This is a genomic window from Streptomyces sp. CC224B, from assembly GCF_030010595.1.
GTDB lineage: Bacteria > Actinomycetota > Actinomycetes > Streptomycetales > Streptomycetaceae > Streptomyces > Streptomyces longispororuber.
The window spans coordinates 1-23,560 of record NZ_JASCXL010000139.1 but is presented as its reverse complement, the minus strand read 5'-3'; the positions used below and the strand labels follow the sequence as shown (position 1 = coordinate 23,560).

Annotated in this window: 15 protein-coding genes and 3 pseudogenes; 12 read left to right on the top strand and 6 right to left on the bottom strand. The window is 74.8% G+C overall.

The features are described from left to right. Positions 1 to 174 precede the first annotated feature (174 nt). Together QK440_RS36015 and QK440_RS36010 are read left to right on the top strand one after the other, a co-directional pair. Positions 175 to 1,062, top strand: coding sequence for an alpha/beta hydrolase (locus tag QK440_RS36015; protein WP_282797476.1), 888 nt, complete (start codon positions 175 to 177; stop codon positions 1,060 to 1,062). Positions 1,063 to 1,067: 5 nt separating this feature from the next. After that, on the top strand, positions 1,068 to 1,943 hold the full coding sequence (locus tag QK440_RS36010; protein ID WP_282797475.1) for an SDR family oxidoreductase: 876 nt from the start codon (positions 1,068 to 1,070) through the stop codon (positions 1,941 to 1,943). Between the two features lie 168 nt (positions 1,944 to 2,111). On the opposite strand, the gene QK440_RS36005 is transcribed toward QK440_RS36010, so the two are convergent. Next, on the bottom strand, positions 2,112 to 5,420 hold the full coding sequence (locus QK440_RS36005; RefSeq protein WP_282797474.1) for a S41 family peptidase: 3,309 nt from the start codon (positions 5,418 to 5,420) through the stop codon (positions 2,112 to 2,114). A gap of 113 nt (positions 5,421 to 5,533) precedes the next feature. Beyond that, the gene (locus QK440_RS36000; protein WP_282797473.1) at positions 5,534 to 6,271 is read right to left on the bottom strand and encodes a VOC family protein; all 738 of its coding nucleotides are present in this window, start codon (positions 6,269 to 6,271) and stop codon (positions 5,534 to 5,536) included. Between the two features lie 226 nt (positions 6,272 to 6,497). On the opposite strand from QK440_RS36000, the gene QK440_RS35995 reads away from it, so the two are divergent. Then, complete coding sequence (locus tag QK440_RS35995) at positions 6,498 to 7,091, top strand: TetR/AcrR family transcriptional regulator (protein ID WP_282797472.1); 594 nt, start codon at positions 6,498 to 6,500, stop codon at positions 7,089 to 7,091. Between the two features lie 151 nt (positions 7,092 to 7,242). Then, complete coding sequence (locus QK440_RS35990) at positions 7,243 to 9,573, top strand: MMPL family transporter (RefSeq protein WP_282797471.1); 2,331 nt, start codon at positions 7,243 to 7,245, stop codon at positions 9,571 to 9,573. 76 nt (positions 9,574 to 9,649) lie between these two features. On the opposite strand, the gene QK440_RS35985 is transcribed toward QK440_RS35990, so the two are convergent. After that, the gene (locus tag QK440_RS35985; RefSeq protein WP_282797470.1) at positions 9,650 to 10,018 is read right to left on the bottom strand and encodes an SsgA family sporulation/cell division regulator; all 369 of its coding nucleotides are present in this window, start codon (positions 10,016 to 10,018) and stop codon (positions 9,650 to 9,652) included. 280 nt (positions 10,019 to 10,298) lie between these two features. On the opposite strand from QK440_RS35985, the pseudogene QK440_RS35980 reads away from it, so the two are divergent. The 4 genes and pseudogenes from QK440_RS35980 to QK440_RS35965 form a co-directional block, all read left to right on the top strand. After that, a pseudogene (locus QK440_RS35980) lies at positions 10,299 to 11,303 on the top strand (energy-coupling factor ABC transporter permease); the annotation flags it as partial. 361 nt (positions 11,304 to 11,664) lie between these two features. Further along, a complete protein-coding gene (gene cbiQ, locus QK440_RS35975; RefSeq protein WP_282797469.1) occupies positions 11,665 to 12,426 on the top strand; it encodes a cobalt ECF transporter T component CbiQ in 762 nt (253 codons plus the stop codon). Further along, a pseudogene (locus QK440_RS35970) lies at positions 12,414 to 13,190 on the top strand (ABC transporter ATP-binding protein). The gene cbiQ and the pseudogene QK440_RS35970 overlap by 13 nt, the downstream one beginning before the upstream one ends. Before the next feature lie 36 nt (positions 13,191 to 13,226). Next, positions 13,227 to 14,417 (top strand): serine hydrolase domain-containing protein, encoded by a 1,191-nt coding sequence (locus tag QK440_RS35965; protein ID WP_282797468.1) that lies wholly within the window; start codon positions 13,227 to 13,229, stop codon positions 14,415 to 14,417. Positions 14,418 to 14,667: 250 nt separating this feature from the next. On the opposite strand, the gene QK440_RS35960 is transcribed toward QK440_RS35965, so the two are convergent. The 3 genes from QK440_RS35960 to QK440_RS35950 form a co-directional block, all read right to left on the bottom strand. Further along, positions 14,668 to 16,380 carry a penicillin-binding transpeptidase domain-containing protein gene (locus QK440_RS35960; RefSeq protein WP_282797467.1) on the bottom strand — a complete coding sequence of 571 codons (1,713 nt, stop codon included), beginning with the start codon at positions 16,378 to 16,380 and terminating at the stop codon, positions 14,668 to 14,670. Between the two features lie 164 nt (positions 16,381 to 16,544). Next, entirely contained in the window at positions 16,545 to 18,173 is a 1,629-nt protein-coding gene (locus QK440_RS35955; protein ID WP_282797466.1) for a penicillin-binding transpeptidase domain-containing protein, read from the bottom strand. Positions 18,174 to 18,231: 58 nt separating this feature from the next. Beyond that, positions 18,232 to 19,974, bottom strand: a complete 1,743-nt coding sequence (locus tag QK440_RS35950) for a phospholipid carrier-dependent glycosyltransferase (protein WP_282797465.1) — start codon at positions 19,972 to 19,974, stop codon at positions 18,232 to 18,234. A 62-nt stretch (positions 19,975 to 20,036) separates the two neighbouring features. Between QK440_RS35950 and rsmI the strand changes: the two genes are divergently transcribed. The 4 genes and pseudogenes from rsmI to QK440_RS35930 all read left to right on the top strand — a co-directional run. Beyond that, the gene (gene rsmI / locus QK440_RS35945) at positions 20,037 to 20,942 is read left to right on the top strand and encodes a 16S rRNA (cytidine(1402)-2'-O)-methyltransferase (protein ID WP_282797464.1); all 906 of its coding nucleotides are present in this window, start codon (positions 20,037 to 20,039) and stop codon (positions 20,940 to 20,942) included. Positions 20,943 to 21,296: 354 nt separating this feature from the next. After that, positions 21,297 to 21,758 (top strand): hypothetical protein, encoded by a 462-nt coding sequence (locus QK440_RS35940; RefSeq protein WP_282797463.1) that lies wholly within the window; start codon positions 21,297 to 21,299, stop codon positions 21,756 to 21,758. Between the two features lie 161 nt (positions 21,759 to 21,919). After that, a complete protein-coding gene (locus tag QK440_RS35935) occupies positions 21,920 to 22,840 on the top strand; it encodes a TatD family hydrolase (RefSeq protein WP_282797462.1) in 921 nt (306 codons plus the stop codon). A gap of 154 nt (positions 22,841 to 22,994) precedes the next feature. Further along, a pseudogene (locus QK440_RS35930) lies at positions 22,995 to 23,560 on the top strand (hypothetical protein); the annotation flags it as partial.

Genomic DNA, 23,560 nt, shown 5'->3' with positions numbered 1-23,560 from the left:
CCCCCACCCGCCGGCCGGGGGCGGCCCCCCCCCCCCGCGCCCCCCGCCGCCGGGCGGCCCCGTCCGGGGGCCCCCCGCGGCTGTGGCCCCCCCCCCCCGGCCGGGGGCCCCCCCCCCCCCCGCGCCCGCCGGGCCGCGGACGGGCCGTTCGCGCCGCCCGCCGCCGCGCGCGAGCTGACCGCGGTCTCCGCCGACGGCACGCGCCTGCACGTCGAGACGCACGGCCCGGACGGCGCGCCCGCCGTCGTCCTGATCCACGGCTGGACCTGCTCGACCGCGTTCTGGGCGGCGCAGGTGCGGGCCCTGTCGGCGACGTACCGCGTCGTCGCGTACGACCAGCGCGGGCACGGGCGCAGCCAGGTGCCGGTGGAGGCCGCCGGATACAGCACGCGGGCGCTCGCCGACGACCTGGAGGCCGTGCTGGCGACGACGCTCGCGCCCGGCGAGAAGGCGGTGCTCGTCGGCCACTCCATGGGCGGCATGACGCTGATGGCCGCCGCCGGGCGGCCCGGGGTGCGGGAGCGCGCGGCGGCGGCCCTGCTGTGCAGCACGGGCAGCTCGCACCTGGTCGCCGAGTCGACGCTGGTGCCGCTGCGGGCGGGCGCGGTGCGCACCCGGCTGACCCGCCGGGTGCTGGGCGCCCGGGGGCCCATGGGCCCGGTCACGCCGTTCGCCCGCCGCCTGCTCAAGTACGCGACGATGGGCCCCGGTTCGGCGCCCGACCGCGTCGACGTGTGCGCGCGGATCGTGCACGCCTGCCCGCGCGTGCCCCGCTACCGCTGGGCCCGCGTCCTGGACGCACTCCAACTCGACGCCGACATAGCCGCCATGACTGCGCCCACGGCGGTGCTCGCCGGGGCCGTGGACCGGCTGACGCCCGTCGTGCACGCGCGACGCCTTGCCCGGGCGCTGCCGCGGTGCGCGGGGCTCACCGAGCTGGCGGGGGTCGGACACATGACACCGGTGGAGGCACCGGAAGCGGTGACGCGGGCCATAAGGGACCTCGTCGCCACCTACGGCGGACGCGTGGCCGAGCGGCCACGGCACAGGGAAGGCGTGTGATCGGCATGGGCAGGGTGAGCCTGGACGGACAGGTCGCGGTGGTCACCGGGGCGGCACGCGGCGTCGGGGAGCTCCTCGCCCGCAAGCTGTCGGCGCGCGGCGCCCGGGTGGCGCTCGTGGGCCTGGAGCCGGACGAGCTGAAGGCGGTCGGCGCGCGGCTGCACACCGACAGCGACTCCTGGTACGCGGACGTCACCGACCACGAGGCGATGACCCGCGTGGCCGGGGAGGTGAAGGAACGCTTCGGCAAGGCCGACATCGTGGTCGCCAACGCGGGCGTGGCCAGCGGCGGGCCCTTCATGAGCTCGGACCCCGTGGCCTGGCGGCGGGTCATCGAGGTCAACCTCATCGGCAGCGCGGTGACGGCACGGGCCTTCCTGCCCGTCCTCACCGAGAGCCGGGGCTACCTCCTCCAGATCGCCTCCCTCGCCGCGATCACGCCCGCGCCGATGATGACCGCGTACTGCGCGTCCAAGTCGGGCGTGGAGGCGTACGCGCACGCGCTGCGGGCCGAGGTCGGCTACAAGGGCGTCAAGGTGGGCGTCGGCTACCTCTCCTGGACGGACACCGACATGGTGCGGGGTGCCGACCAGGACGAGGTGATGCGCGAGCTGCGGCAGCGGCTGCCGTGGCCGTCGAACAAGACGTACCCCCTGGGCCCGGCGGTGGACCGCCTCGTGGCGGGGATCGAGCGCCGCTCGGCGCACGTGTACGGGCAGTGGTGGCTGCGGGGCCTCCAGGGCCTGCGGCCGTACCTGCCCGGAATCATCGCCGGGGTGGGCCAGCGCGAGATGCGCCGCTTCGAACCCCGGCTGTCGGAGGTGTCCCTGGGCCTCCTGGGCGCGGGCGGCTCGGCCGACGAATCGGCACGGGGGGCTTGACACCAACGACGGCGGGAAAGCGCTCCGCGCCGGGGCCGGGCGGACAAGGCCGGGGCGGCACGGGTGGGCGGGCGGGAGAGAACGGAACGACGGCGGGAGAGCGCTCCGCGTCCGGGCCGGGCGGTCAAGGCCGGGGCGGCACGGGTGGGCGGGCGGGAAAGGCCCCGCTCAAGGCCGCCGAGGCAGCACCGGCCGACTCCGGTCCGGCACCCCCTCGTACCCCGGAGGAGAGGCCGCCGGCCGCGAGGCCAACAGCTCCAGGGCCACCGCGACGGCGTCGGCGAGCTGCACGTGCCGCCCCTCCGCCCAGTCCAGCGGCGTCCGCAGCACCGCGATGTCCGGCTCGACGCCGTGGTTCTCCACGGACCACCCGTACGCGTCGAACCAGCCCGCGTTCATCGGCACGGTGATCACCGTGCCGTCCCCGAGCGTGTGCCGCCCGGTCATGCCCACCACCCCGCCCCAGGTCCGCTGCCCCACCACGGGCCCGAGGCCGAGGAGTTGGAACGCCGCCGTGATCATGTCGCCGTCGGAGGAGGTGGCCTCGTCCGCGAGGGCGACGACGGGGCCCCGCGGGGCGCTGGACGCGTACGACACGGGCTGCGCGTCCCGCGTCAGGTCCCACCCCAGGATCTTCCGCGTCAGCTTCTCCACGACCAGCTCGCTGATGTGCCCGCCCGCGTTGCCGCGTACGTCGACGATCAGCGCGGGCCGGGACACCTCCAGGCGCAGGTCGCGGTTGAACTGCGCCCACCCCGACCCGCCCATGTCGGGGATGTGCAGGTACCCGCACGCGCCGCCGCTCAACTCCCGTACGACGGCACGGCGTTTGGCCACCCAGTCCTGGTAGCGCAGCGGACGCTCGTCGATCAGCGGGACGACGGCGACCCGCCGGGAGCGGCCCTCGCCCTCCGCGGGCCGGAAGGTCAGCTCCACCGTGGTGCCGCCCGCCGCGCCGAGCAGCGGGTACGGGCCCGTGACCGGGTCCACGGGCCGGCCGTCCACGTGGGTGAGGACGGCGCCCTCGCGGATGCCCGAACCGGCGAGCGGGGAACGGGCCTTGGAGTCGGAGGACTCGCCGGGCAGGATGCGCTTCACCGTCCAGCCGTCGTCCCGGCGGACGAGGTTGGCGCCGAGCAGCCCGATGGCCCGCTGGTAGTGGGCGGGCCCCTCGTTGCGGCGGGCGGCGGTGACGTACGCGTGCGAGGTGCCGAGCTCGCCGAGGACCTCCCGCAGCAGGTCGGCGAACTCGTCGGGGGAGGCGACGCGCTCCACCAGCGGCCGGTACTGGGCGAGGACCGCGTCCCAGTCGATGCCCGACATCCCCGGGTCCCAGAAGTAGGCGCGGATCAGCCGGCCCGCCTCCTCGAAGGACTGGCGCCACTCGGCGGCCGGGTCGACCTCGTGCAGGATGCGGCGCAGGTCGATCCAGACGGTGGTGTCGCCGTCGCCGGACTCGGTGGACGGCACGGCCCGCAGCTCGTTCTCGTCGACGACGACGAGCCGGGTGCCGTCGCCGCTGACCGCGAACCAGTCGAGGTGGTCGACGAGTTCGGACTTCTTGGCCGTGGCGATGTTGAAGTACTCCAGGGTGGGGCGGCCCGAGGTGTCGGCCGGGTTGGCGAAGGTCTCGCCGAGGGCGCCCGAGATGGGCCAGCGCAGCCAGACCAGGCCGCCGCCGCTGACGGGGTACAGCGCCGAGTACTTCGACGCCGCCACGGGGAACGGCGTCACCCGGCTCGCCAGCCCCTCCGCCTCCACCGTCACCTGCCCGTCCCCGGCCTCGGCCTCGTCCGCCGCGTCGGGGTCGAGCCCGCCCGCCACGGGCCGCCCGTCGGGCAGGAGCGCGAAGGGCGAGGGCGTCGCGGAGGACAGCGGTACGAGGTAGGGGCGGCTGCCCAGCGGGAAGGACAGGTCGCCGGTGTGCACGTCGTAGACCGGGTCGAAGCCCCGCCAGGACAGGAACGCGAGGTAGCGGCCGTCGCGCGTGAACACCGGGTTCTCGTCCTCGAAGCGGCCGTCGGTGACGTCGATGACGGTCCGCGCCCCGGGGCCCTCGATGCGGGCCAGCTTGATCTGCCGCAGGGAGCGGCCGACGCCCGGGTGCGACCAGGTGAGCCAGGCGCCGTCCGGCGAGAACGCCAGGTCGCGCACGGGGCCGTTGAGCGACCGGATGAGCTCGGTGACCTCGCCGCCGGACCCCGTGCCCTCCGTGGACCGCGTGCTGTCCGCGGCCTCCGTGTCCTCGGCGGGGTCCTCGGTCACGTCGACGAGGAGCAGCCGGCCGTCGTGCGAGGCGATCGCCAGCCGCTCGCCGTCCGGGTCCGACACCAGCTCCAGGACCCGGCCCAGCTTTCCGGCGGCGAGCCTGCGCGGCGGGCGGTCGCCGCTGGCCCGGGGGAGGTGGGCGATCTCGACGGCGTCCTCGCCCTCGGCGTCGGTGACGTACGCGACCTGGCCGCCGGTGCCGAGCATCTCGGGCAGCCGCACGCGGACGCCCGGGGTGTCGGCGATGGTGCGGGCGGGGCCGTCGCGGTGGGTCAGCCAGTACAGGCTGCCGCGGACCACGACCGCGCTCGCGCGCCCCGTCGTGTCCACGGACAGGCCGTCGACGTGGTGGGCCGCGGGCACCTGGTACGTACGCCGTCCCGCGCGCGGGCCGCCGAGCGCCACCGGTACGCGGCGCGGCACGGCGTCCCGGCCCAGGTCGTCGACGAGCCAGATCTCGCCCGCGCACTGGTAGACGACGCGGCTGCCGTCACCGGCCGCGTGCCGGGCGTAGAAGGCGTCGTGGTCGGTGTGGCGGCGCAGGTCCGTGCCGTCGGGCCGGCACGAGTACAGGTTGCCGACGCCCTCGTGGTCGGAGAGGAACGCGATGCGGCCGGACACGAACATCGGCGTGTCCAGGTGGCCGCCGAGGTCGTCGAGGAGCCGCTCGCACTGGAGCCACAGGCGTCCGGTGGCGCCGCCCCGGTAGCGCTTCCAGGCGGCGGGCTCGTGCGGCGGCTTCCCGGTGAGCAGCAGCGTCCTGCGCTCGCCGTCGAGGTCGGCGACCGCGATGTCGTGCACCGGGCCCCAGGGCAGCTGGCCGCCGGGGGAGCCGTCGGTGGGCACGCTGTAGGCCCAGCAGAAGTGCGAGAAGGGCTGGCCGTGCGAGGAGACGGCCAGGATGTGGCCGTCGGGCGTCCAGCCGCAGACCCGGGTGTCCGCGGAGCCCCAGTAGGTCAGGCGGCGCGCGGGCCCGCCGGCCACCGGGGCGAGGTGGATCTCCGGGTCCAGGCTGCGCCAGCTCGTGTACGCGATGTGCCGGCCGTCGGGGGAGAACCGGGGGTGGCCGAGCTTCGTGCGGTCGGCCGTCACCCGCCAGGCGCGGTCCCCCGGGCCCGGGGCGAGGGGGGCCACCCAGAGGTCGTCCTCGGCGACGAAGCACAGCCGGTCGCCACTGAGGTGGGGGAAGCGGAGGTACGCCTGGGTCACCTACACCATGGTTTGCCGGGGGCGGTCTCCCAGCAACTTTTCCGGGCGGGGGCACCCGGGACCGGGACCGGGACCGGGGGCCGGGGGGCCCGGCCCCCTCGCTCACCCCCCCCTCAGCGAGGCGTGAGGACGCAGAACTCGTTGCCTTCCGGGTCGGCCAGGACCTTCCAGTGGATCGCGGACCGGTCGAGGTCGGGGGCGGTGGCGCCCAGGGCGCGCAGTCGGGCTTCCTCCGCCTCCAGGTCGCCACCGGTGTAGGGGGCGACGTCGAGGTGGACGCGGTTCCACCCGCTCTTGGTGTCGGGGGTGCGGACGAACTCCAGGTAGGGGCCGACGCCCGCGGCGGAGCGCATGGTCGCCCGCTCGTCGGTGACCTCGTGCACCGTCCAGTCCGTCGCCCGGCCCCAGAACTCGGCCATCCCGCGCGGGTCGGCGCAGTCGACCACCACCGCGGCGACCGGTCCGGTGTCCTCGTAGACCGGGCGGGGCTCCAGGACGCAGAACTCGTTGCCCTCCGGGTCGGCCATGACCGTCCAGGGGACGTCGCCCTGGCCCACGTCGGCGGGCGTCGCCCCGAGCTCCCGCAACCGCGCGACCAGCTCCGCCTGATGGGCGGCCGAGGTGGTGGCCAGGTCGAGGTGCACCCGGTTCTTCACCGTCTTGGGCTCCGGGCGGGCGACGAGGTCGACGCAGACGGCCGCGGGGTCGGGGTAGGCGAAGCCCACGGGTTCGAGGTTGGTGACACCGGGTCCCTCGCTGTCGACACCCCATCCGAGCGCCTCCGCCCAGAACCGCCCGAGCGCGGAGTCGTCGCGGGCCTTCATGTTGATCTGCACAAGTCGTGTCGCCATGGCGCAGATCCTAGAAGCCCCATGATCGGGTGCGCCGGGGCGGCAGGTGGCCGTGGCGGGTGAGCTGCGAGGAAGCCGGGGTAGGAGCTGCGGGCGGGACCGCAGGTGTACGGAAGGTGTACGGAAGCGTTTCGTTGGTGTGAGCGAGCGCACGTACGAAACCGTTTCGTTTCGCTAGCCGGTCCCCGTAGAGTGAGCACCACCCGAAAACCGGAGAGGAGTCGTCATGGCCGACGTGGCAACGCCCCCGCGGCGCAGCCGGATCTCGCCCGAGCGTGAGGCCGAGCTCTACGAGGCCGTGCTCGACCTGCTCCGGGAGGTGGGGTACGAGAGCCTCACCATGGACGCCGTCGCGGCCCGCACCCGTTCCAGCAAGGCCACGCTCTACCGCCAGTGGGGCGGCAAGCCCGAGCTGGTGGCGCGGGCGCTGCGGCACAACAAGCCGGTGTCCCTGGCCGACATCGACACCGGCTCGCTGCGCGGCGACCTCATGGAGATGGTGGCCCTGCAGGACGACTGCAAGATGGAGCAGGACCACGCGCTGATGCGGGGCCTGTTCCACGCCATCCACGAGAACCCCGAACTCCACCAGGCCCTGCGCCAGTTGCTCATCGAGCCGGAGATCACCGGCCTGAACGCGCTGCTGCGCCGCGCGGTCGAGCGCGGCGAGGTCGCCGCCGACAACCCGGCCCTGGAGTACGTGGTGCACATGATGGTCGGCGGGTTCGCCGCCCGGGAGCTCATCGAGGAGCGCGCGGTCGACCAGGCGTTCCTCACCCAGTACATCGACGCCGTGATCCTCCCCGCCCTGGGCGTCTGAGCTCCGGCGGCACCCCTCACGCCATCCCGCGGGCGCACCCGCAGCCCGACCCCACGCTCCACCCGTTCCACCTGACGCGAGCCGCTCACGTCGTCGGGCCGATCCCCCCTGCCCTGTAGCCACCCCACGACCTGACCGGGAGTACCCCCACGTGGCCACGTTCCTCTACAAACTAGGACGACTGTCCTTCCGGCGGCGGCACTTCGTCGCCCTGATCTGGGTGGCGCTGCTGACCCTCGCCGGGGTCGGCGCCGCCTCCGCGCCCACCGCGGCGTCCAGCTCCTTCTCCATACCGGGCACGGAGGCGCAGCGCGCCTTCGACCTCCTGGAGAAGCGGGCCCCGGAGGCCAGCGCCGACGGGGCGAGCGCCCGGGTGGTGTTCAAGGCGCCGGACGGCGAGAAGGTCACGGACCCGGAGAACAAGGCCGCGATCAGCAGGACCGTCGCCGCGCTCGGCTCCGGCTCGGACCAGGTGGCGCGCGCCGCCGACCCGTTCGCGAGCAGGACCGTCTCCAAGGACGGCACCACGGCCTACGCCTCGGTGACGTACAAGGTCACGTCCATGGAGCTGACCGACGACAGCCGGGACGCCCTGGAGAAGACCACGGACGACGCCCGCACCGGCGGCATGACCGTCGAGGTCGGCGGTGACGCGCTCCAGGCCATGCCGCACACCGGCGCCACGGAGATCATCGGCATCGCGGTGGCCGCCGTCGTCCTCGTGATCACCTTCGGCTCGCTGGTGGCGGCCGGGCTGCCGCTGCTGACCGCGCTGGTCGGCGTCGGCATCGGCGTCTCGTCGATCACCGCGCTGGCCGACGCCCTCGACCTGGGGACGACCACCTCCACGCTGGCCATGATGATCGGCCTCGCGGTCGGCATCGACTACGCCCTGTTCATCGTCTCGCGCTACCGCGCCGAGCTGGCCGAGGGCCGCGACCGCGAGGACGCGGCGGGCCGGGCCGTCGGTACGGCGGGCTCCGCCGTCGTCTTCGCCGGCCTGACGGTCGTCATCGCGCTCGTCGGCCTCGCGGTCGTCAACATCCCGATGCTCACCAAGATGGGCTTCGCGGCGGCCGGCACGGTCGCCGTCGCGGTCCTGATCGCGCTCACCATGATCCCGGCGCTGCTCGGGTACGCGGGCCGCAAGGTCAAGCCCACGGGCGAGAAGGGCAGGCTGTTCGGCGGCGGCCGCGAGAAGGCCGCGCCCGCGCCCGCCCAGGCCGCGTCGGCCCAGGCCGCGTCCGCCGGGACCGCGTCCGCCCAGGCCGCGCCCACGGCCGTCCCCGCCCGGGCCACGTCGTCGCAGGCCGCCCCCGCCAAGGCGAACCTCGGCACCCGCTGGGCCCGCTTCGTGGTCCGCCGCCCGGTCGCCGTCCTGCTGCTCGGCGTCCTCGGCCTCGGCGCCGCCGCCGTCCCGGTCGCCCAGCTCGAACTGGGCCTGCCCGACGACGGCGCGCAGCCCGCCTCCACCACCCAGCGCAAGGCCTACGACCTCATCGCGGACGGCTTCGGCCCCGGCTACAACGGCCCGCTGATGGTGGTCACCGACCTCAAGGGCGCCGATGACGGCAAGGCCGCGGCGGCCGACGTGCGGAAGAGGATCAGCGGCCTGGACGACGTGCTCGCCGTGGCCCCGCCGCAGCCGAACAAGGCGGGCGACACCGCGATCATCAGCGTCGTACCGTCGTCCAAGCCGAGCAGCACCGCGACCGAGGACCTCGTCCACGCCATCCGCGACGAGGCCGGCGCGATCAGGGCCGACAGCGGTGCCGACGTCATGGTCACCGGCTCCACGGCGATGAACATCGACGTCTCGCAGAAGCTCAACGACGCGCTGCTGCCCTACCTCGCCCTGGTCGTGGGCCTGGCCTTCCTGCTCCTGATCGTCGTCTTCCGCTCGGTCCTGGTCCCGCTCAAGGCCGCGCTCGGCTTCCTGCTGTCGGTGCTCGCGGCGCTCGGCGCGGTGGTCGCGGTCTTCCAGTGGGGCTGGCTGGGCTCGCTGTTCGGCGTCGAGCAGACCGGCCCGATCATGAGCATGATGCCGATCTTCATGGTGGGCGTGGTCTTCGGCCTCGCGATGGACTACGAGGTGTTCCTCGTGACCCGCATGCGCGAGGCGTACGTCCACGGCGAGAGCCCGCACGAGGCGATCGTCACCGGCTTCCGGCACGGCGCGCGGGTCGTCACGGCGGCCGCGGTCATCATGATCGCCGTGTTCGCGGGCTTCATCGGCTCCAGCGAGCAGATGGTCAAGATGATCGGCTTCGGCCTGGCGATCGCGGTCTTCTTCGACGCCTTCGTCGTCCGGATGGCGATCGTCCCCGCGGTGCTCGCCCTGCTCGGCCGCCGGGCCTGGAGCCTGCCGCGCTGGCTGGACCGGGCGCTGCCGAACGTGGACGTCGAGGGCGAGGGCCTGAAGGACATGGCGGGCACGGCGTCCGGCACCGACGGCAAGCGGCGGGTACCGACAGGCGTCTGACCCCTCCCCGGACGACCGGGCCCCTCCCCGGAGGACCGGGCCCCTCCCCGGGGACCGGGCTCCGCGGCCCGCGCCCTCAGCGGCTGACCGGCGTGGCGGCCGTGTACGTACGACGCAGGAAGCGCACCAGCGCGGCCGAGTCGAACTGCACGACCGCCACGCCTTTCGCGGTGTGGAACTCCACCACCGCCTGTACCCGCCCGCACGGCCAGATCCGGACGTCGCCGCTGGTCGCGGGCGCGCGCAGGCCCCGCTCGAGGACGTCGCGGGCGAGCACCCAGTCGCCCGCCCCGGAACCGCTCGTGCCCGGCGTGCCGGGCAGGCCGATCCGCACCGAGCGCGGATCGGCCTCGGGGTCGTAGCGCAGGGCGACGGGGACGACGACGTGGTCGTCGGGGGAGTCGGTGACGATGTGGGCCCGGGTGACCTGCTCGACCGCTGACATGGGTGTGTCCTCCTCGTCGTCCCGGCCCGCGCGCATGCGGCACCCTCTCCCTAATGTCCCATATGTAGGTATTTTCGGATGGAGTGGGGGGCGGAGGGAGGGAAGTGGGGGTCCGTTCAGGGCGTGTTCGGGGGCGCGTATCGATACTTGTACGCTCTTGCGACCTTTTCGCAACAGCGCACATCATTGAAAGGTTCACGAGCGTCCCGCTCGGAGCGTTCCGCTCAGCGCGTGAGTGCCTCCCCACGCTCACGACATGCGTCTTTCCAGGAGCGCCCGTATGCATGTCCCCGATGGATTCATCAACGCTCCCGTCTCCGCCGCCGCCGGTGCCCTCGCTGCCGCGGCCGTCGCCGTCAGCCTGCGCGCCGCCCGCCGGGAACTGGACGAGCGCACGGCGCCGCTCGCGGGCCTCGTCGCGGCCTTCGTCTTCGCCGTGCAGATGCTGAACTTCCCCGTCGCCGCCGGGACCAGCGGCCACCTCCTCGGCGGTGCCCTCGCGGCGATACTCGTGGGCCCCTTCACCGGGGTCCTGTGCCTGTCCGTCGTCCTGCTCCTGCAGGGCGTCCTGTTCGCCGACGGCGGCCTGACCGCCCTCGGCGTGAACATCACGGTCATGGCGGTGGTCACCACGGCCGTCGCCCACCCGCTCTTCCGGGGCCTGGTGAAGGTCCTGCCCCGGGGCCGCCGCCCGGCCACCGCGGCCGCGTTCACCGCCGCCCTCGTCTCCGTCCCGGCCGCGGCCGCCGCCTTCACGCTCCTGTACGCCGTCGGCGGCACCACGGACGTGGCTTTCGGCAAGGTCGCCACGGCCATGATCGGCGTCCACGTCCTCATCGGCATCGGCGAGGCCGCGATCACCGCGCTCACGGTCGGCGCGGTGCTCGCCGTGCGGCCCGACCTCGTGCGCGGCGCCCGCGGCCTGACCGCGCCCGTCGCGCTGCGGGTGCGCGGCGAACTCGTCACCGTCCCCGCCGCCGCCCCGGCCCCCGCGCGCCCGCGCCGGACGCTGTGGGGCGCGGGCCTGGCCGTCAGCCTCGTCCTCGCCGGATTCGTGTCGTACTACGCCTCCACGGAACCCGACGGCCTGGAGAAGGTCGCCGCCGACCAGGGCTTCGACAAGAAGGAGCGCGAGCACGACGCGAAGGGCTCGCCCCTTGCGGACTACGGCGTCGAGGACGTCGCCGACGCCCGGCTCTCGGGCGGCCTCGCGGGCGTCATCGGCGTCGGCGTGACCGTCGTCGCGGGCACCGCGGTCTTCTGGACGGCCCGCAGGCGCCGGACCCCCGCGACCGGCCCTACCGCCACGGCCACCGCTACGGCCGCCACCGCCGCGGCTACCACCGCCGCGGCTACGGCCACGCCCGATCGGGGCCCGTCCGCTCCGGTCCCGTCCGCTCCCGGCCCGTCCGCTCCGGCTCCGTCCGGTCATGTCCCGCCCGACCCGGCTGCGCCCGTCCCGGCTGCGCCCGACCCGCCTCCGCCCGGTCCGGCCTCGTCCCGTACGACCCCGTCCGATCCGGCCCCGACCAGCGTCGACCCATCCGGAACCGCCCCATCCGGAACCACCGCATCCGGAAGCACCGCATCCGATCCAACCCCGCCCGGCCGCGCCCCGGCGTCCGAGCGCGCCGAGAGCGTCTGACGTGGGCGCGGGGCACGTCCACCGCCTGTACCGGCACGGCCGCTCGCCGGTGCACGCCCTGCCGCCGCACGCGAAGCTCGCCGCCGTCCTCTGCTTCGTCGTCGTGGTGGTCTCCACCCCGCGCGAGGCGGTGTGGGCGTTCGCCGCGTACGCCCTGCTGCTCGCCGCGGTGGCGTACGCGGCCCGCGTACCGGCCGCCTTCCTGCTGCGGCGCCTGCTGGTCGAGGCGCCCTTCGTGGGGTTCGCGCTGCTGCTCCCCTTCGTCGCCGAGGGCGAGCGCGCGCACGTCCTCGGCCTGTCGCTGAGCGAGAGCGGCCTGTGGGGCGCGTGGAACATCCTCGCCAAGGGCACCCTGGGCGTGGCCGCCTCCGTCCTGCTGGCCGCCACCACGGAGCTGCGCGCCCTGCTCCTCGGCCTCCAGCGGCTCGGGCTCCCGCCGCTCCTCGTCCAGATCGCCTCCTTCATGGTCCGCTACGGCGACGTCGTCACCGACGAGATGCGCCGCATGCGGATCGCCCGCGCCTCCCGCGGCTTCGAGGCGCGCGGCGTCCGCCACTGGGGCGTCCTCGCCAAGTCCGCCGGGGCGCTCTTCATCCGCTCGTACGAGCGCGGCGAACGGGTCCACCTGGCCATGGTGAGCCGGGGGTACACGGGCTCCCTGCCCGTCCTCGACGAGGTGACGGCGACCCGCGCCCAGTGGACGTGCGCGCTGGCGCTCCCCCTGACCGCCCTCTCCGTCTGCCTGTTGGGATGGACCCTGTGACCGCTGCCCCCGGCGTGCCCGCCTCCCTGGAGGTCGAGGGCCTCGCGTACGCCTACCCCGACGGCCACCAGGCCCTGTTCGGCGTCGACCTGCGGATCGGGCGCGGTGAGCGGGTCGCCCTCCTCGGGCCGAACGGCGCGGGCAAGACGACGCTCGTGCTGCACCTGAACGGCATCCTCACCCCGGGCGCGGGGACCGTCACCGTGGCCGGACTGCCCGTGGGCCCGCGGCACATGGCCGAGGTCCGCCGCAAGGTCGGCATCGTCTTCCAGGACCCGGACGACCAGTTGTTCATGCCCACGGTCCGCGAGGACGTCGCCTTCGGCCCGGCGGCGGCCGGACTGCGCGGCCCCGCGCTCGACGCGCGCGTCCGTGAGGCGCTCGCCCGGGTCGGCATGTAGCGGTACGCGGACCGCCCGCCGCACCACCTCTCCTTCGGGCAGCGGCGCCGCGTCGCGGTGGCCACGGTCCTCGCGACGGAGCCGGAGATCCTCGTCCTGGACGAGCCGTCCTCGAACCTCGACCCGGCCGCGCGCCGCGAACTCGCCGACGTCCTGCGCGCGTTGGACGTCACCGTCCTCATGGTCACCCACGACCTGCCGTACGCGCTCGAACTGTGCCCGCGGGCGGTGATCCTCAGCGAGGGCGTGATCGCGGCCGACGGCGCCACCGGCGGCCTCCTCGCCGACGCGGAGCTGCTGCGGAGCCACCGCCTGGAGCTGCCCTTCGGCTTCGATCCGAAGACCGCGGGGGCGGCGAGGTAGTGGAATCTTCGGCGATGTACGGCTGTTGGCCTGGTTATGAACGCTGACGTAGAGGTGGGGGCGGGGGCCGGGGTGCACGGCACGGTGGCCCCGGGTTTCGAGCCGGTGCGGGACGCCTTCCTGCGCGGTTTCACCGCGCTCGGCGAGCGGGGCGCTGCGGTCGTCGTGTACCGCGACGGGCGGCGCGTCGTCGACCTGCGCGGCGGCACCAAGGATGCCGACGGGACCGGCCCCTGGCAGCCCGGCACCGCCCAGGTCGTCCGCTCGGCGACCAAGGGCGTGGCCGCCGCCGCGCTGCTCCTGCTGCACCAGCGCGGACGGCTCGACCTGGACGCGCCGGTGGCGGCGTACTGGCCGGAGTTCGCGGCGCGCGGCAAGGAGCGGGCGCTCGTCCGGCACGTGCTCGCCCACCGGGCCGGTGTGCCGGTCCTCGACCAGCCCCTGACCCCCTGCGAGGCGTACGCGTCCGACCTCGCGGCCGCGGTCGTCGCCGCGCAGGCGCCCGCCTGGGAGCCGGGCACGGACCACGGCTACCACGCGCACACCTACGGCTGGCTCACCGGGGAACTCGTCCGGCGCGTCACCGGCCGCTCCATCGGCGACTGGATCGCCGCCGAGATCGCCAAGCCGCTCGGGCTCGACCTGTGGGTCGGCCTGCCGGACACCGAGGCCGGGCGGGTCGGGCGGCTCGGGCGCCTCGACCCACCCGCCGCGGCCGGGGGCCCGCGCGTCAGGCCCAAGCCGCGGGTCGCCGCGGCCTACGCCGACCCAGCGTCCCTGACCCGGCGCGCCTTCGCCGTCATCGACCCGCGGCCCGACGAGAACGACCCCGCCTACCGCGCCGCGGTCCTGCCCGCCTCCAACGGCATCGCCACGGCGGACGGGCTCGCCCGTTTCTACGCCGCCCTCATCGGGGACGTCGACGGCGGGGCGCGCCTGTTCACCCCGGAGACGGTCGCGCTCGCGCGCGGCGAGGCCGCCGCCGGGCCCGACCGGGTCCTCGTCACCCCGACCCGCTTCGGCCTCGGCTTCATGCTCCACGGCCCCGCGGCGCCGCTGCTCTCCCCGGGCTCCTTCGGCCACCCCGGCCGGGGCGGCGCCCTCGGCTTCGCCGACCCGGAGTCGGGGATCGCCTTCGGCTACGTGACCAACACGATGAGCCGCGGGGTGACGGCGGACGCCCGGGCCCAGTCCTTGATCCGCGCCCTGCGCACCACCGCCGCGTAGGCCATTCGAGCGCGGCTTCGTCGGCGCTCCGCGCCTCGTCCTCAATCGCCGGACGGGCTGGATCTTTCCGCCGAGCGCGGCCGAGATCGTCGGCCGTGGCCGCGCTGAGCGTCTCCGCTGTGGCCGCACTGGAAATTTCTCAGCCCGTCCGGCGTTTGAGGACGAGGCGCGGAGCGCCGAAAAGCGGGGTGCCAGGGGCGGCAGCCCCTGGTTTCGGGAAAGGGGCGGGACCGGGGCGCCCCGCGCGGGCTCAGCCCCCCGCGAGGAGCACCGCCCGGACCACCGGGCCGGCCGCCTCGCCGCCGTGGCCGCCAGCCTGGACCACGGCCGCCGCGGCGACATCCCCGCGGTACGCCGTGAACCAGCCGTTGGGCTTCTTCTGGTGGTCCACCTCGGCGGAGCCGGTCTTCGCTCCGGCGTCGGGACCGAGGCCCGACATCGCCTTGGCCGCGGTGCCCGCGACCGCCGTGTGGCGCATCAGCTCCCGCAGGTCGGAGAGCGTCGCGGAGGACATCCGGCGCGCGGCCGTCGCGAGCTTGCGCTTGTCCAGGTCGGGGGAGACCAGGTACGGCTGGCGGAACGTGCCGGACTTCACCGTGGCCGCCACCGACGCCATGTTCAGCGGGTTCATCCGCACCCCGCCCTGGCCGATGAGCGACGCCGCCATCTGCGCGTGCGACTGCACCGGCACCGCGCCGTCGAAGGACGGCACGCCGATCGACCAGTTGTCGTTGCCGAGGCCGAAGACGTCCCGGGCCTGCTTCGTCAGGTCGTCGTTCGCGAGCTTCTTCGCCTGGGTGATGAAGGCGGTGTTGCAGGAGCGTCCGAAACTCGTCCGGAACGTGCCGTTCTTGATCTGGAACTTGTTGTCGTTCTGGAACTTCCAGCCGCCGTACGTCTCGTACTTGGGGCAGGGGTGCTTCTTGTCCACGACCGCCAGCTTCTTCTCCAGGAGCATCGAGGCGGTGATGACCTTCATGGTGGAGCCCGGGGCGAGGGAGCCCTGCAGGGCCGTGTTGAAGCCGCCCGGGGCGGAGTTGGCGACGGCCAGGATCTCGCCGGTGCTCGGCTTGACCACGACCACCGAGGCCCGCTTCCGCTTGGCCGTCTGCCGCTCGGCGACCGCCTGCACCTTCGGGCTGATCGTCGTCCGCAGGGTGCCCGGGGTGCCGGGGGCCAGCGTCAGGAGCGTCTTGTCGGGCGTGACCTTCGCGTCGTCGCTCTTGGACTTCGTGCGCGCCGCGTCCCGGGCGTCCTTGCGGGCCACCCGCAGCTCGATGCCGCCGGTGCCGCCCGCCTTCTTGCCGTACTTGGCGCGCAGCCCGTCGATGACGGTGCCGAGCGACGGGTACCGGGCGGGCGTCAGCGCGTTGCCCTCGCGGTCCAGGGCCTTGATCGGCGGATCGCCCGCCTCGCCGGTGACGAGCCGGTCGCCGGGCCGCAGCTCCGGGTGGACGACGGACGGGCGCCAGGCGACGAGCGTCCGGCCGTCGGCCTTGCGGCGCACGACGGTCAGCGCCGAGTCGTACGTGTAGGACTTGCGCACCGTGGCGCGGCCCTTGCCCGTTCCCTCGTACGAGACCGTGGCGGCGGCCTTGAACGGCACCTTCGGACTCTTCGGCGCCGGGGGCCTGCCGGGCGTCAGCCGCACCTTCGTGACGTGGGCGTCCTTGCGGTACGACGTCAGCGCCGCCCGCGCGGCCGCGCGGTCGTCGGTCAGCGCGGCCGCCCGGTCCACGTCGTCCGCCGCCCACGCCGCGAGGAACTCCCGCGCCGTGGTGCGCACCTCGGCGGCCGTCGGCGGGCCCGACGCCACCGGCTTGTGGTCCGCGCCGCCGTCGCCGGACTCCCCGGCCAGGGCGTAGGCGGCGAAGCCCACACCGCACACGACCGCCACCGCCGCGCCGCCGAGCACGCCCGGACGTACCTTCTTGCGCTCGGCGACGCGCCTTCTCTTGCCCACGAACCAGCCCTCCGCGATTCCCCGTCGGCCCCCGCCGCACCTCGTCTCACCTATGGCCCAACCTAGCGGCCCCTCCTCGGGGCACGGACCGCGGTGTCGTCGGATCGGGCTACCCCGTGTCGGCACGCGTACTGACGCTCTGTCAACTCGATGGCCCCGCCGCGTCAGCGCACGGAGCGCAGCACCGCCGCCACGATCGGGCCCGCCGTGTCCCCGCCGTGCCCGCCCTCCTGCGCCACCGCGGCCGCCGCGACGTCCCCGCGGTAGCCCGTGAACCAGCTGTTGGGCCGGGCCTGGCCGTCGACCTCCGCCGAACCGGTCTTCGCGCCGACGTCCGGGCCGAGGCCCGCCATGGCCCGCGCGCCCGTACCGGTGACGGCGGTGCGCCGCATCATCCGGCGCACCTGCGCGACCGTGCCCGGCGACAGGCCGCGCGCGGTCGCCAGGTCACCCTCGATCAGGGACCGCGGCACGAGCACGGGCTGGCGGAAGGAGCCCGTCATCGCCGTGGCCGTCACCGACGCCAGGTTCAGCGGGTTGAGCTGCACCCGGCCCTGGCCGATGGCGTTCGCCGCCCGGTCGGGCCCGGCGGACACGGGCACCGAGCCGTCCGCCGAGGCGATGCCGGTGCGCCAGTCGTCCCTCCCCAGGCCGAAGTTGACCCGCGCCGTCTCGGCCAGCGAGGCGTCGGTGAGCGGCTCCTCGTCGACGAGCTTCACGAACGCCGTGTTGCAGGAGCGCGCGAAGCTGTCCGCGAGCGTGGCCCCCGTGTCCGGCGCCAGGCCCTTGATGTTGTGGAACGTCTGGCTCTGCCAGGTCGCCGTCGCCGGGCACGGCGCCGGGCCGCCCGCCTTGGCGACGCCCTTGTCGATGAGCATCGCCGCCGTCACGATCTTCATGGTCGAGCCGGGCGCCAGCTTGCCCTCGAAGGCCGCGTTGAAGCCGTCCTCGCGGTGGTTGGCGACCGCGAGCACCTCGCCGGTGCTCGGCTTCACCGCCACCACCGACGACTCGGGGTGCCGGGCCACCGCGTCCTCGGCCGCCCGCTGCGCCGCCGCGCTCAGCGTCGTCCGCAGGGTGCCCGCCCGGCCCTCGGCGAGCGTCAGCAGCGTCTCCCCGGCCTCGGCGGAGGACCGCCGCACGTACAGCTCCACGCCCGGACGGCCGCCCGCCTTCTGGCCGTACGACGCCCGCAGCCGGGCCAGCACCGGCGCGAGCGACGGGTACTCCTTCGCCGTCAGGACCCGGCCGTTCCGGTCCACGGCCCGGATGGGCGGGGCCGGCGCCTCGCCCGTCTCCAGGCTCTCGCCCTCGTGCAGCCGCGGGTGCACGACGGACGCCTGCCAGTCGACCAGCGGCCGTCCCGTGCTCCGGCCGCGGACGACCTCGAACTCCGAGGAGTACGCCAGGCGTTCGGACCGGCCCTCGTACGCCACGGTGGCGCGGACCGAGAACGGCACCCGCGTGCCCCGGACCGTGCCCCGCGTCAGCCGTACGTCGCGGATGTGCGCGTCCTCGCGGAAACCGGTCAGGGCCTGCGCGGCGGTCGCCTGGTCGTTGGTGTACGCGGCCGCCGTGTCCGCGTCGCCCTTCGCCCACGCGGTGAGGAACTCGCGCGCGGTGTCGCGGACCTCCCGCGCGCCGGGCGGCCCCTTCTTCACGGCCGGCGTGCCCGGTCCCGGACCGCCGTCGTCGTTCAGCGCGTTCACGACGTTGTACGTGCCGTATCCCGCGCCCCCCACCATCGCCGCGAACACGCCGCCGACGATCACAGTTCTCACTCCGATGCGCATCAAGCGCTCCCTCCCCAGGAATGCGCTCACTTTATGGGGAAGGAACGCCGCACACCCCTCAGACCCAGGTATCCAGCCACATACGGGAACGCCATTGGTCAATCGGAATGGCCTGTCCCGTATAGATCGGCCAGAAGTAGATGAAATTCCAGAAGATCAGAAGCACCAGGACGCCCGCGCCGGCCGCGCCCACCACGCGGCGGCGCTCGCTCGACCCCGGCGGCCCGGCCAGCGCCCCCACGAGCATCGCCACGGCCAGACACAGGAACGGCACGAAGACCACGGCGTAGAAGTAGAAGATGGTCCGCTCCTGGTACATGAACCACGGCAGGTAACCGGCCGCGACCCCGCACACGATCGCCCCGGCCCGCCAGTCCCTGCGGAAGAACCACCGCCACAGCACGTACAGCAGCGCGGCCGCCGCCGCCCACCACAGCAGCGGCGTGCCGAGGGCGAGGACCTCGCGCGCGCACTTCTCCTCGGTGCCGGCCGGGCAGCCGTCCCTGCCGGGCAGCGGCGACTCGTAGAAGTACGAGACGGGGCGGCCGTCGACGATCCAGCTCCACGGGTTCGACTGGTAGGTGTGCGGCGAGGACAGGCCGACGTGGAAGTCGTACACCTTGTACTCGTAGTGCCACAGGCTGCGCAGCCAGTCCGGCAGCCACGTCCAGTCGCCGCCCCTGCCGTCGGTCGCCGCCCAGTTGCGGTAGTAGCCGCCGGTGCCGTCGTCCGGCGACAGGATCCAGCCGAGCCACGACAGCACGTACGTGGCCAGCGCCACCGGCACCGTCGCGGCGAACGCGGGCAGCGCGTCCCGCTTGAGCACCGCGACGTACGGGCGCCGCGCCCCGGCCACGCGCCGCGCGCCCACGTCCCACAGGACCGTCATCAGGCAGAAGAACACCATGATGTACAGCCCGTTCCACTTCGTCCCGAAGGCGAGCCCGAGGCAGAGCCCGGCAGCCCACCGCCACGGCCGCCACCCCAGGCGCACCGTCTCCGCGACGTCCGGGTCCGGGCGCACCACCCCGTCGGCGTCCGGCGGCAGCGCCGCCGCCAGCCGGGCCCGCGCCCTGTCCCGGTCCACCAGGAGGCAGCCGAACGCGGCGAGTACGAAGAACATCAGCACCTGGTCGAGCAGCGCGGTGCGGCTCATCACGAAGTGCAGCCCGTCCACGGCCAGCAGCGCGCCCGCGACGCAGCCGAGGAACGTCGAGCGGAACAGCCGCCGCCCGATCCGGCACAGCATCAGGACCGAAAGGGTGCCGAGCACCGCCGTCATGAACCGCCAGCCGAACGGGTCGAACCCGAACAGCCACTCGCCGACGCCGATGACGTACTTGCCCACCGGCGGGTGCACGACGTACGCCGCGTCCGAGGGCAGCGTGACGGAGTCCCCCTGCTGGATGACCGTGTCGTTGATCTTGTCCGGCCAGCTCAGCTCGTAGCCGCGGTGGATCAGCGCCCAGGCGTCCTTGGCGTAGTACGTCTCGTCGAATATCACCGCCTTCGGGCTGCCCAGGTTCCAGAACCGCAGCACCCCGGCCACCAGCGCGACCAGCAGCGGACCGCCCCAGGCAGACCAGCGCGTCACCCGCTCCGCGGCCCGCGGCGGCACCCCGAGCGCCGCCCACAGGCGCGGACCCGGCGTGGCGTACGGCGGGACGAGCCGCGCCCGGACGTCGGCTGCCGGCCGTGCCGTGTAGCCGAAGCGCCGCAGCCTGCGGTGCCACGGCGACGGCTGCTGCTCCTCGGCGGGCCGGCCCTCGCGGGTTGCCGGGGAAGACGCGGTACTGGTCACCGCGCCATCGTAGGGAACCAGACTGTGTCCGTCCCGCGCCCTGCCCCTGCGAGGATGGAACCGTGACAGGAAGCGCAGACTCGGCCTCCGGCGGCGTGCCCGGCGGCTCCACCGACGGTATCGGCACCCTCGTGCTCGCGGGCACGCCCATCGGCGACCCGGCGGACGCCCCGCCCCGGCTCGCCGCCGAACTGGGGCGCGCCGACATCGTCGCCGCCGAGGACACCCGCAGGCTGCGGCGGCTCGCGCAGGCGCTCGGCGCCACCGTGGGCGGGCGCGTGGTGTCGTACTTCGAGGGCAACGAGTCGGCGCGCACGCCCGAGCTGGCCGACGCCCTCGACGGGGGCGCGCGGGTGCTGCTCGTCACCGACGCGGGCATGCCCTCGGTGTCCGACCCCGGCTACCGCCTGGTCGCCGCCGCCGTCGAGCGGGGCGTCCGGGTCACGGCCGTGCCCGGCCCCTCCGCCGTCCTCACCGCGCTCGCGCTCTCCGGCCTGCCGGTGGACCGCTTCTGCTTCGAGGGGTTCCTGCCCCGCAAGGCGGGCGAGCGCCTCGCCCGGCTGCGCGAGGCCGCCGAGGAGCGGCGCACCCTCGTCTACTTCGAGGCCCCGCACCGCCTCGCCGACGCGCTCGCCGCGATGGCCGAGGCCTTCGGGCCCGGGCGCCGCGCCGCCGTCTGCCGCGAGCTGACCAAGACGTACGAGGAGGTCCGCCGCGGCCCCCTGGAGGAGCTCGCCGCGTGGGCGGCCGACGGCGTGCGCGGCGAGATCACCGTGGTCGTCGAGGGCGCGCCCGAGCGGGACCCGGCCGACCTCGACGACGGCGAACTGGTGCGCAGGGTGCGGGCGCGCGAGGAGGCGGGCGAGCGGCGCAAGGAGGCGATCGCCGCCGTGGCCGCCGACACGGGGGTGCCCAAGCGGCGCGTTTTCGACGCCGTGGTCGCGGCGAAGCACGCGCCCGGGGCCTAGCCCCGCACGCGGCCCGGCGGCGCTCCCGCCGGGGCCTGCGACACCGGTGCGCCACCGTGCCGCCTGCGCTTTCTCCGTTGTCCACAGCCTGTGGGCGGGCTCGGAGGCCCATTCTCCGGGCGGCCCATCGGCTGGCAAAGGACTATCGTGAAAAGCAAAAGCGCGGGCCGCGCGGCAGGCCGAATTCCTATGGAAAAGCCAAATCGGCCCCAACAGTCGACAGGTCTGGTGCGCCCGCTCCGGGAAAGGCGTCCACTGGTTGCGGGGGGCGCAACCGTCCCACGCCGCACGGGCCCGGTTCCGGGCAGGAACCGAGGGCCCGCGGCGCTTGTCCAGCGGACAAGAGGAGCTCGTATGAGTGAGATCGCAGACACCGGTCACCGCACGACGGCACTCGACGTCGGCCACGAGTCCTATGCCTTCGCCTGCATGCGCTGCGGGCACGGCTGGGAGCAGTCGTACGACATCGAGCACCACGTGGACGGCGCGGGGCGGGAGTTCGTGACGTACCTGGCGGGCGGGCAGCGCGTGCCGTCCCCGCTGACCCGGCCCACCTGCCTGAACTGCGGGGGCCACGTCGTCCGGATCATGCGGGCGGGCCAGGTGTCGACGGTGCGCTCGGCCCTCGACTCCCTGCACCGGCAGCCGCACACGCGGCGCCCACCGTCCGGCGCGAAGGTCCCGGCGAGCGACGGCTCCGCCGACACCCCGGCGGAACCGCCCCGGCAGCACCACTGGCACCTGTCGGACCTGCTGCACCCGTTCCGGCACCACGACAGGCACGACCACCGCGGCAGCGACGGCGAGGCGGGCTGACGCGCCGCGCGGGGGACGGCTGACGCCCGGCGCGGGGACGGCCGAGGCCCCCGCGCGGGTGCGCCGCGGCGGCGGACGGCTCGCACCCCGGCCGCGGCGGCGGGCGGGCCGGACCCCGGCCCGTCCGGCGGGCACCCGGCGGGGCTTCGTACGATCGACGTATGCCCACCGACACCACGCCGCCCCCGGCGCCCGCCCCGCTGCGGGTCCCGGTCGCCGACTCCCACACCCACCTCGACATGCAGTCCGGCACCGTCGAGGACGCCCTCGCCCGGGCCGCCGCGGTCGGCGTGACCACGGTCGTCCAGGTCGGCTGCGACGTCGCCGGGTCCCGCTGGGCCGCCGAGACGGCCGCCGCGCACGACGCCGTCCACGCGGCCGTGGCCCTTCATCCGAACGAGGCGCCCCGCATCGTCCACGGCGACCCCATCGAAGGCGCGTCGCGTAGCGACTCCGGTAAGGGTGGTGGCGGGCGACGGGCGGGCTGGTCGCGGCAGGGGGCGCGCCCGGCCGGTGGTGAGGGGGCGCTCGACGAGGCTCTCGCCGAGATCGACCGCCTCGCCGCGCTCCCGCACGTCAAGGCCGTCGGCGAGACCGGCCTCGACCACTTCCGCACCGGCCCGGAGGGCATGGCCGCGCAGGAGCGCTCCTTCCGCGCGCACATCGAGATCGCCAAGCGCCACGGCAAGGCCCTCGTCATCCACGACCGCGAGGCCCACGACGACGTGCTGCGCGTCCTGAAGGAGGAGGGCGCCCCGGAGCGCACCGTCTTCCACTGCTACTCCGGCGACGCGGCCATGGCCGAAGTCTGCGCCGAGCGCGGCTACTTCATGTCCTTCGCGGGCAACGTCACGTTCAAGAACGCCCAGCCGCTGCGCGACGCGCTCGCCGTCGCCCCGGCGGAGCTCGTCCTCGTCGAGACCGACGCCCCGTTCCTCACCCCGGCGCCCTACCGCGGACGGCCCAACGCGCCCTATCTCATTCCGGTCACGCTGCGCGCGATGGCCGCGGTGCGGGGCGTCGACGAGGACGCCATGGCCGCGGCCGTCTCGGCGAACACGGCGCGCGCCTTTGATTACTGACTGATAACGACCGATCCATTCCGGGCCTGACAGCTCGGGGCAGCACCGCGACACAGAGTAGTCGCCCTGCTTTGGAGAGTGACGGTCGCTCCGCTAGGTTCTCCAAGCCGATCCGCATGGGCTTGCCAGTGGACCACCTGTGAGCTGGAGCGACGTGAGCACACCGCAGTACGAGACGTATGGGCAGCAGCAGCCGTACGGGACGTACGGGGCCGGGTACGGCTACCGGGACACGTACCGGCCGGCGTACGAGGGCGGCGCCGAGCCGTACGGCCCCGGGCCGTACGGTTCCGCAGACACCGGCGGCACCGGCGGCGCCGCCGGCATCGGCGACTCCGGTGGCCCCGGCTCCAGCCACGGCTCGCGCGGCCCCGACGGCCCCGACGGCCCCGACGGCCCGGGCGGCTCCGACGGCTCCCTGAACGCGTCCGGGAGCGCGTCCGAGGGTGCGTCCGGGGGCGCCTCCGGGGGCGCGTTCGGTCACACGGACGCCGGCGTGGGCGCCCCGCCCGGTGCGCCCGCCCGCGACCCGTACGCCCCGCCCGCCGCGGACACGCGCGACCAGGCACCGGCGGCGGCGTACACCGTGACCGCCACCTACGGCGCCTACAACGCGTACGGCACCGACGTCGGCCCCGGCCCCCGGACGGCGACGGACGGCGACGGCGCCGACCCGGCCGGGCCCGAGCCCGCGCGGCTGCCCCGGCAGGCCGACGGCGG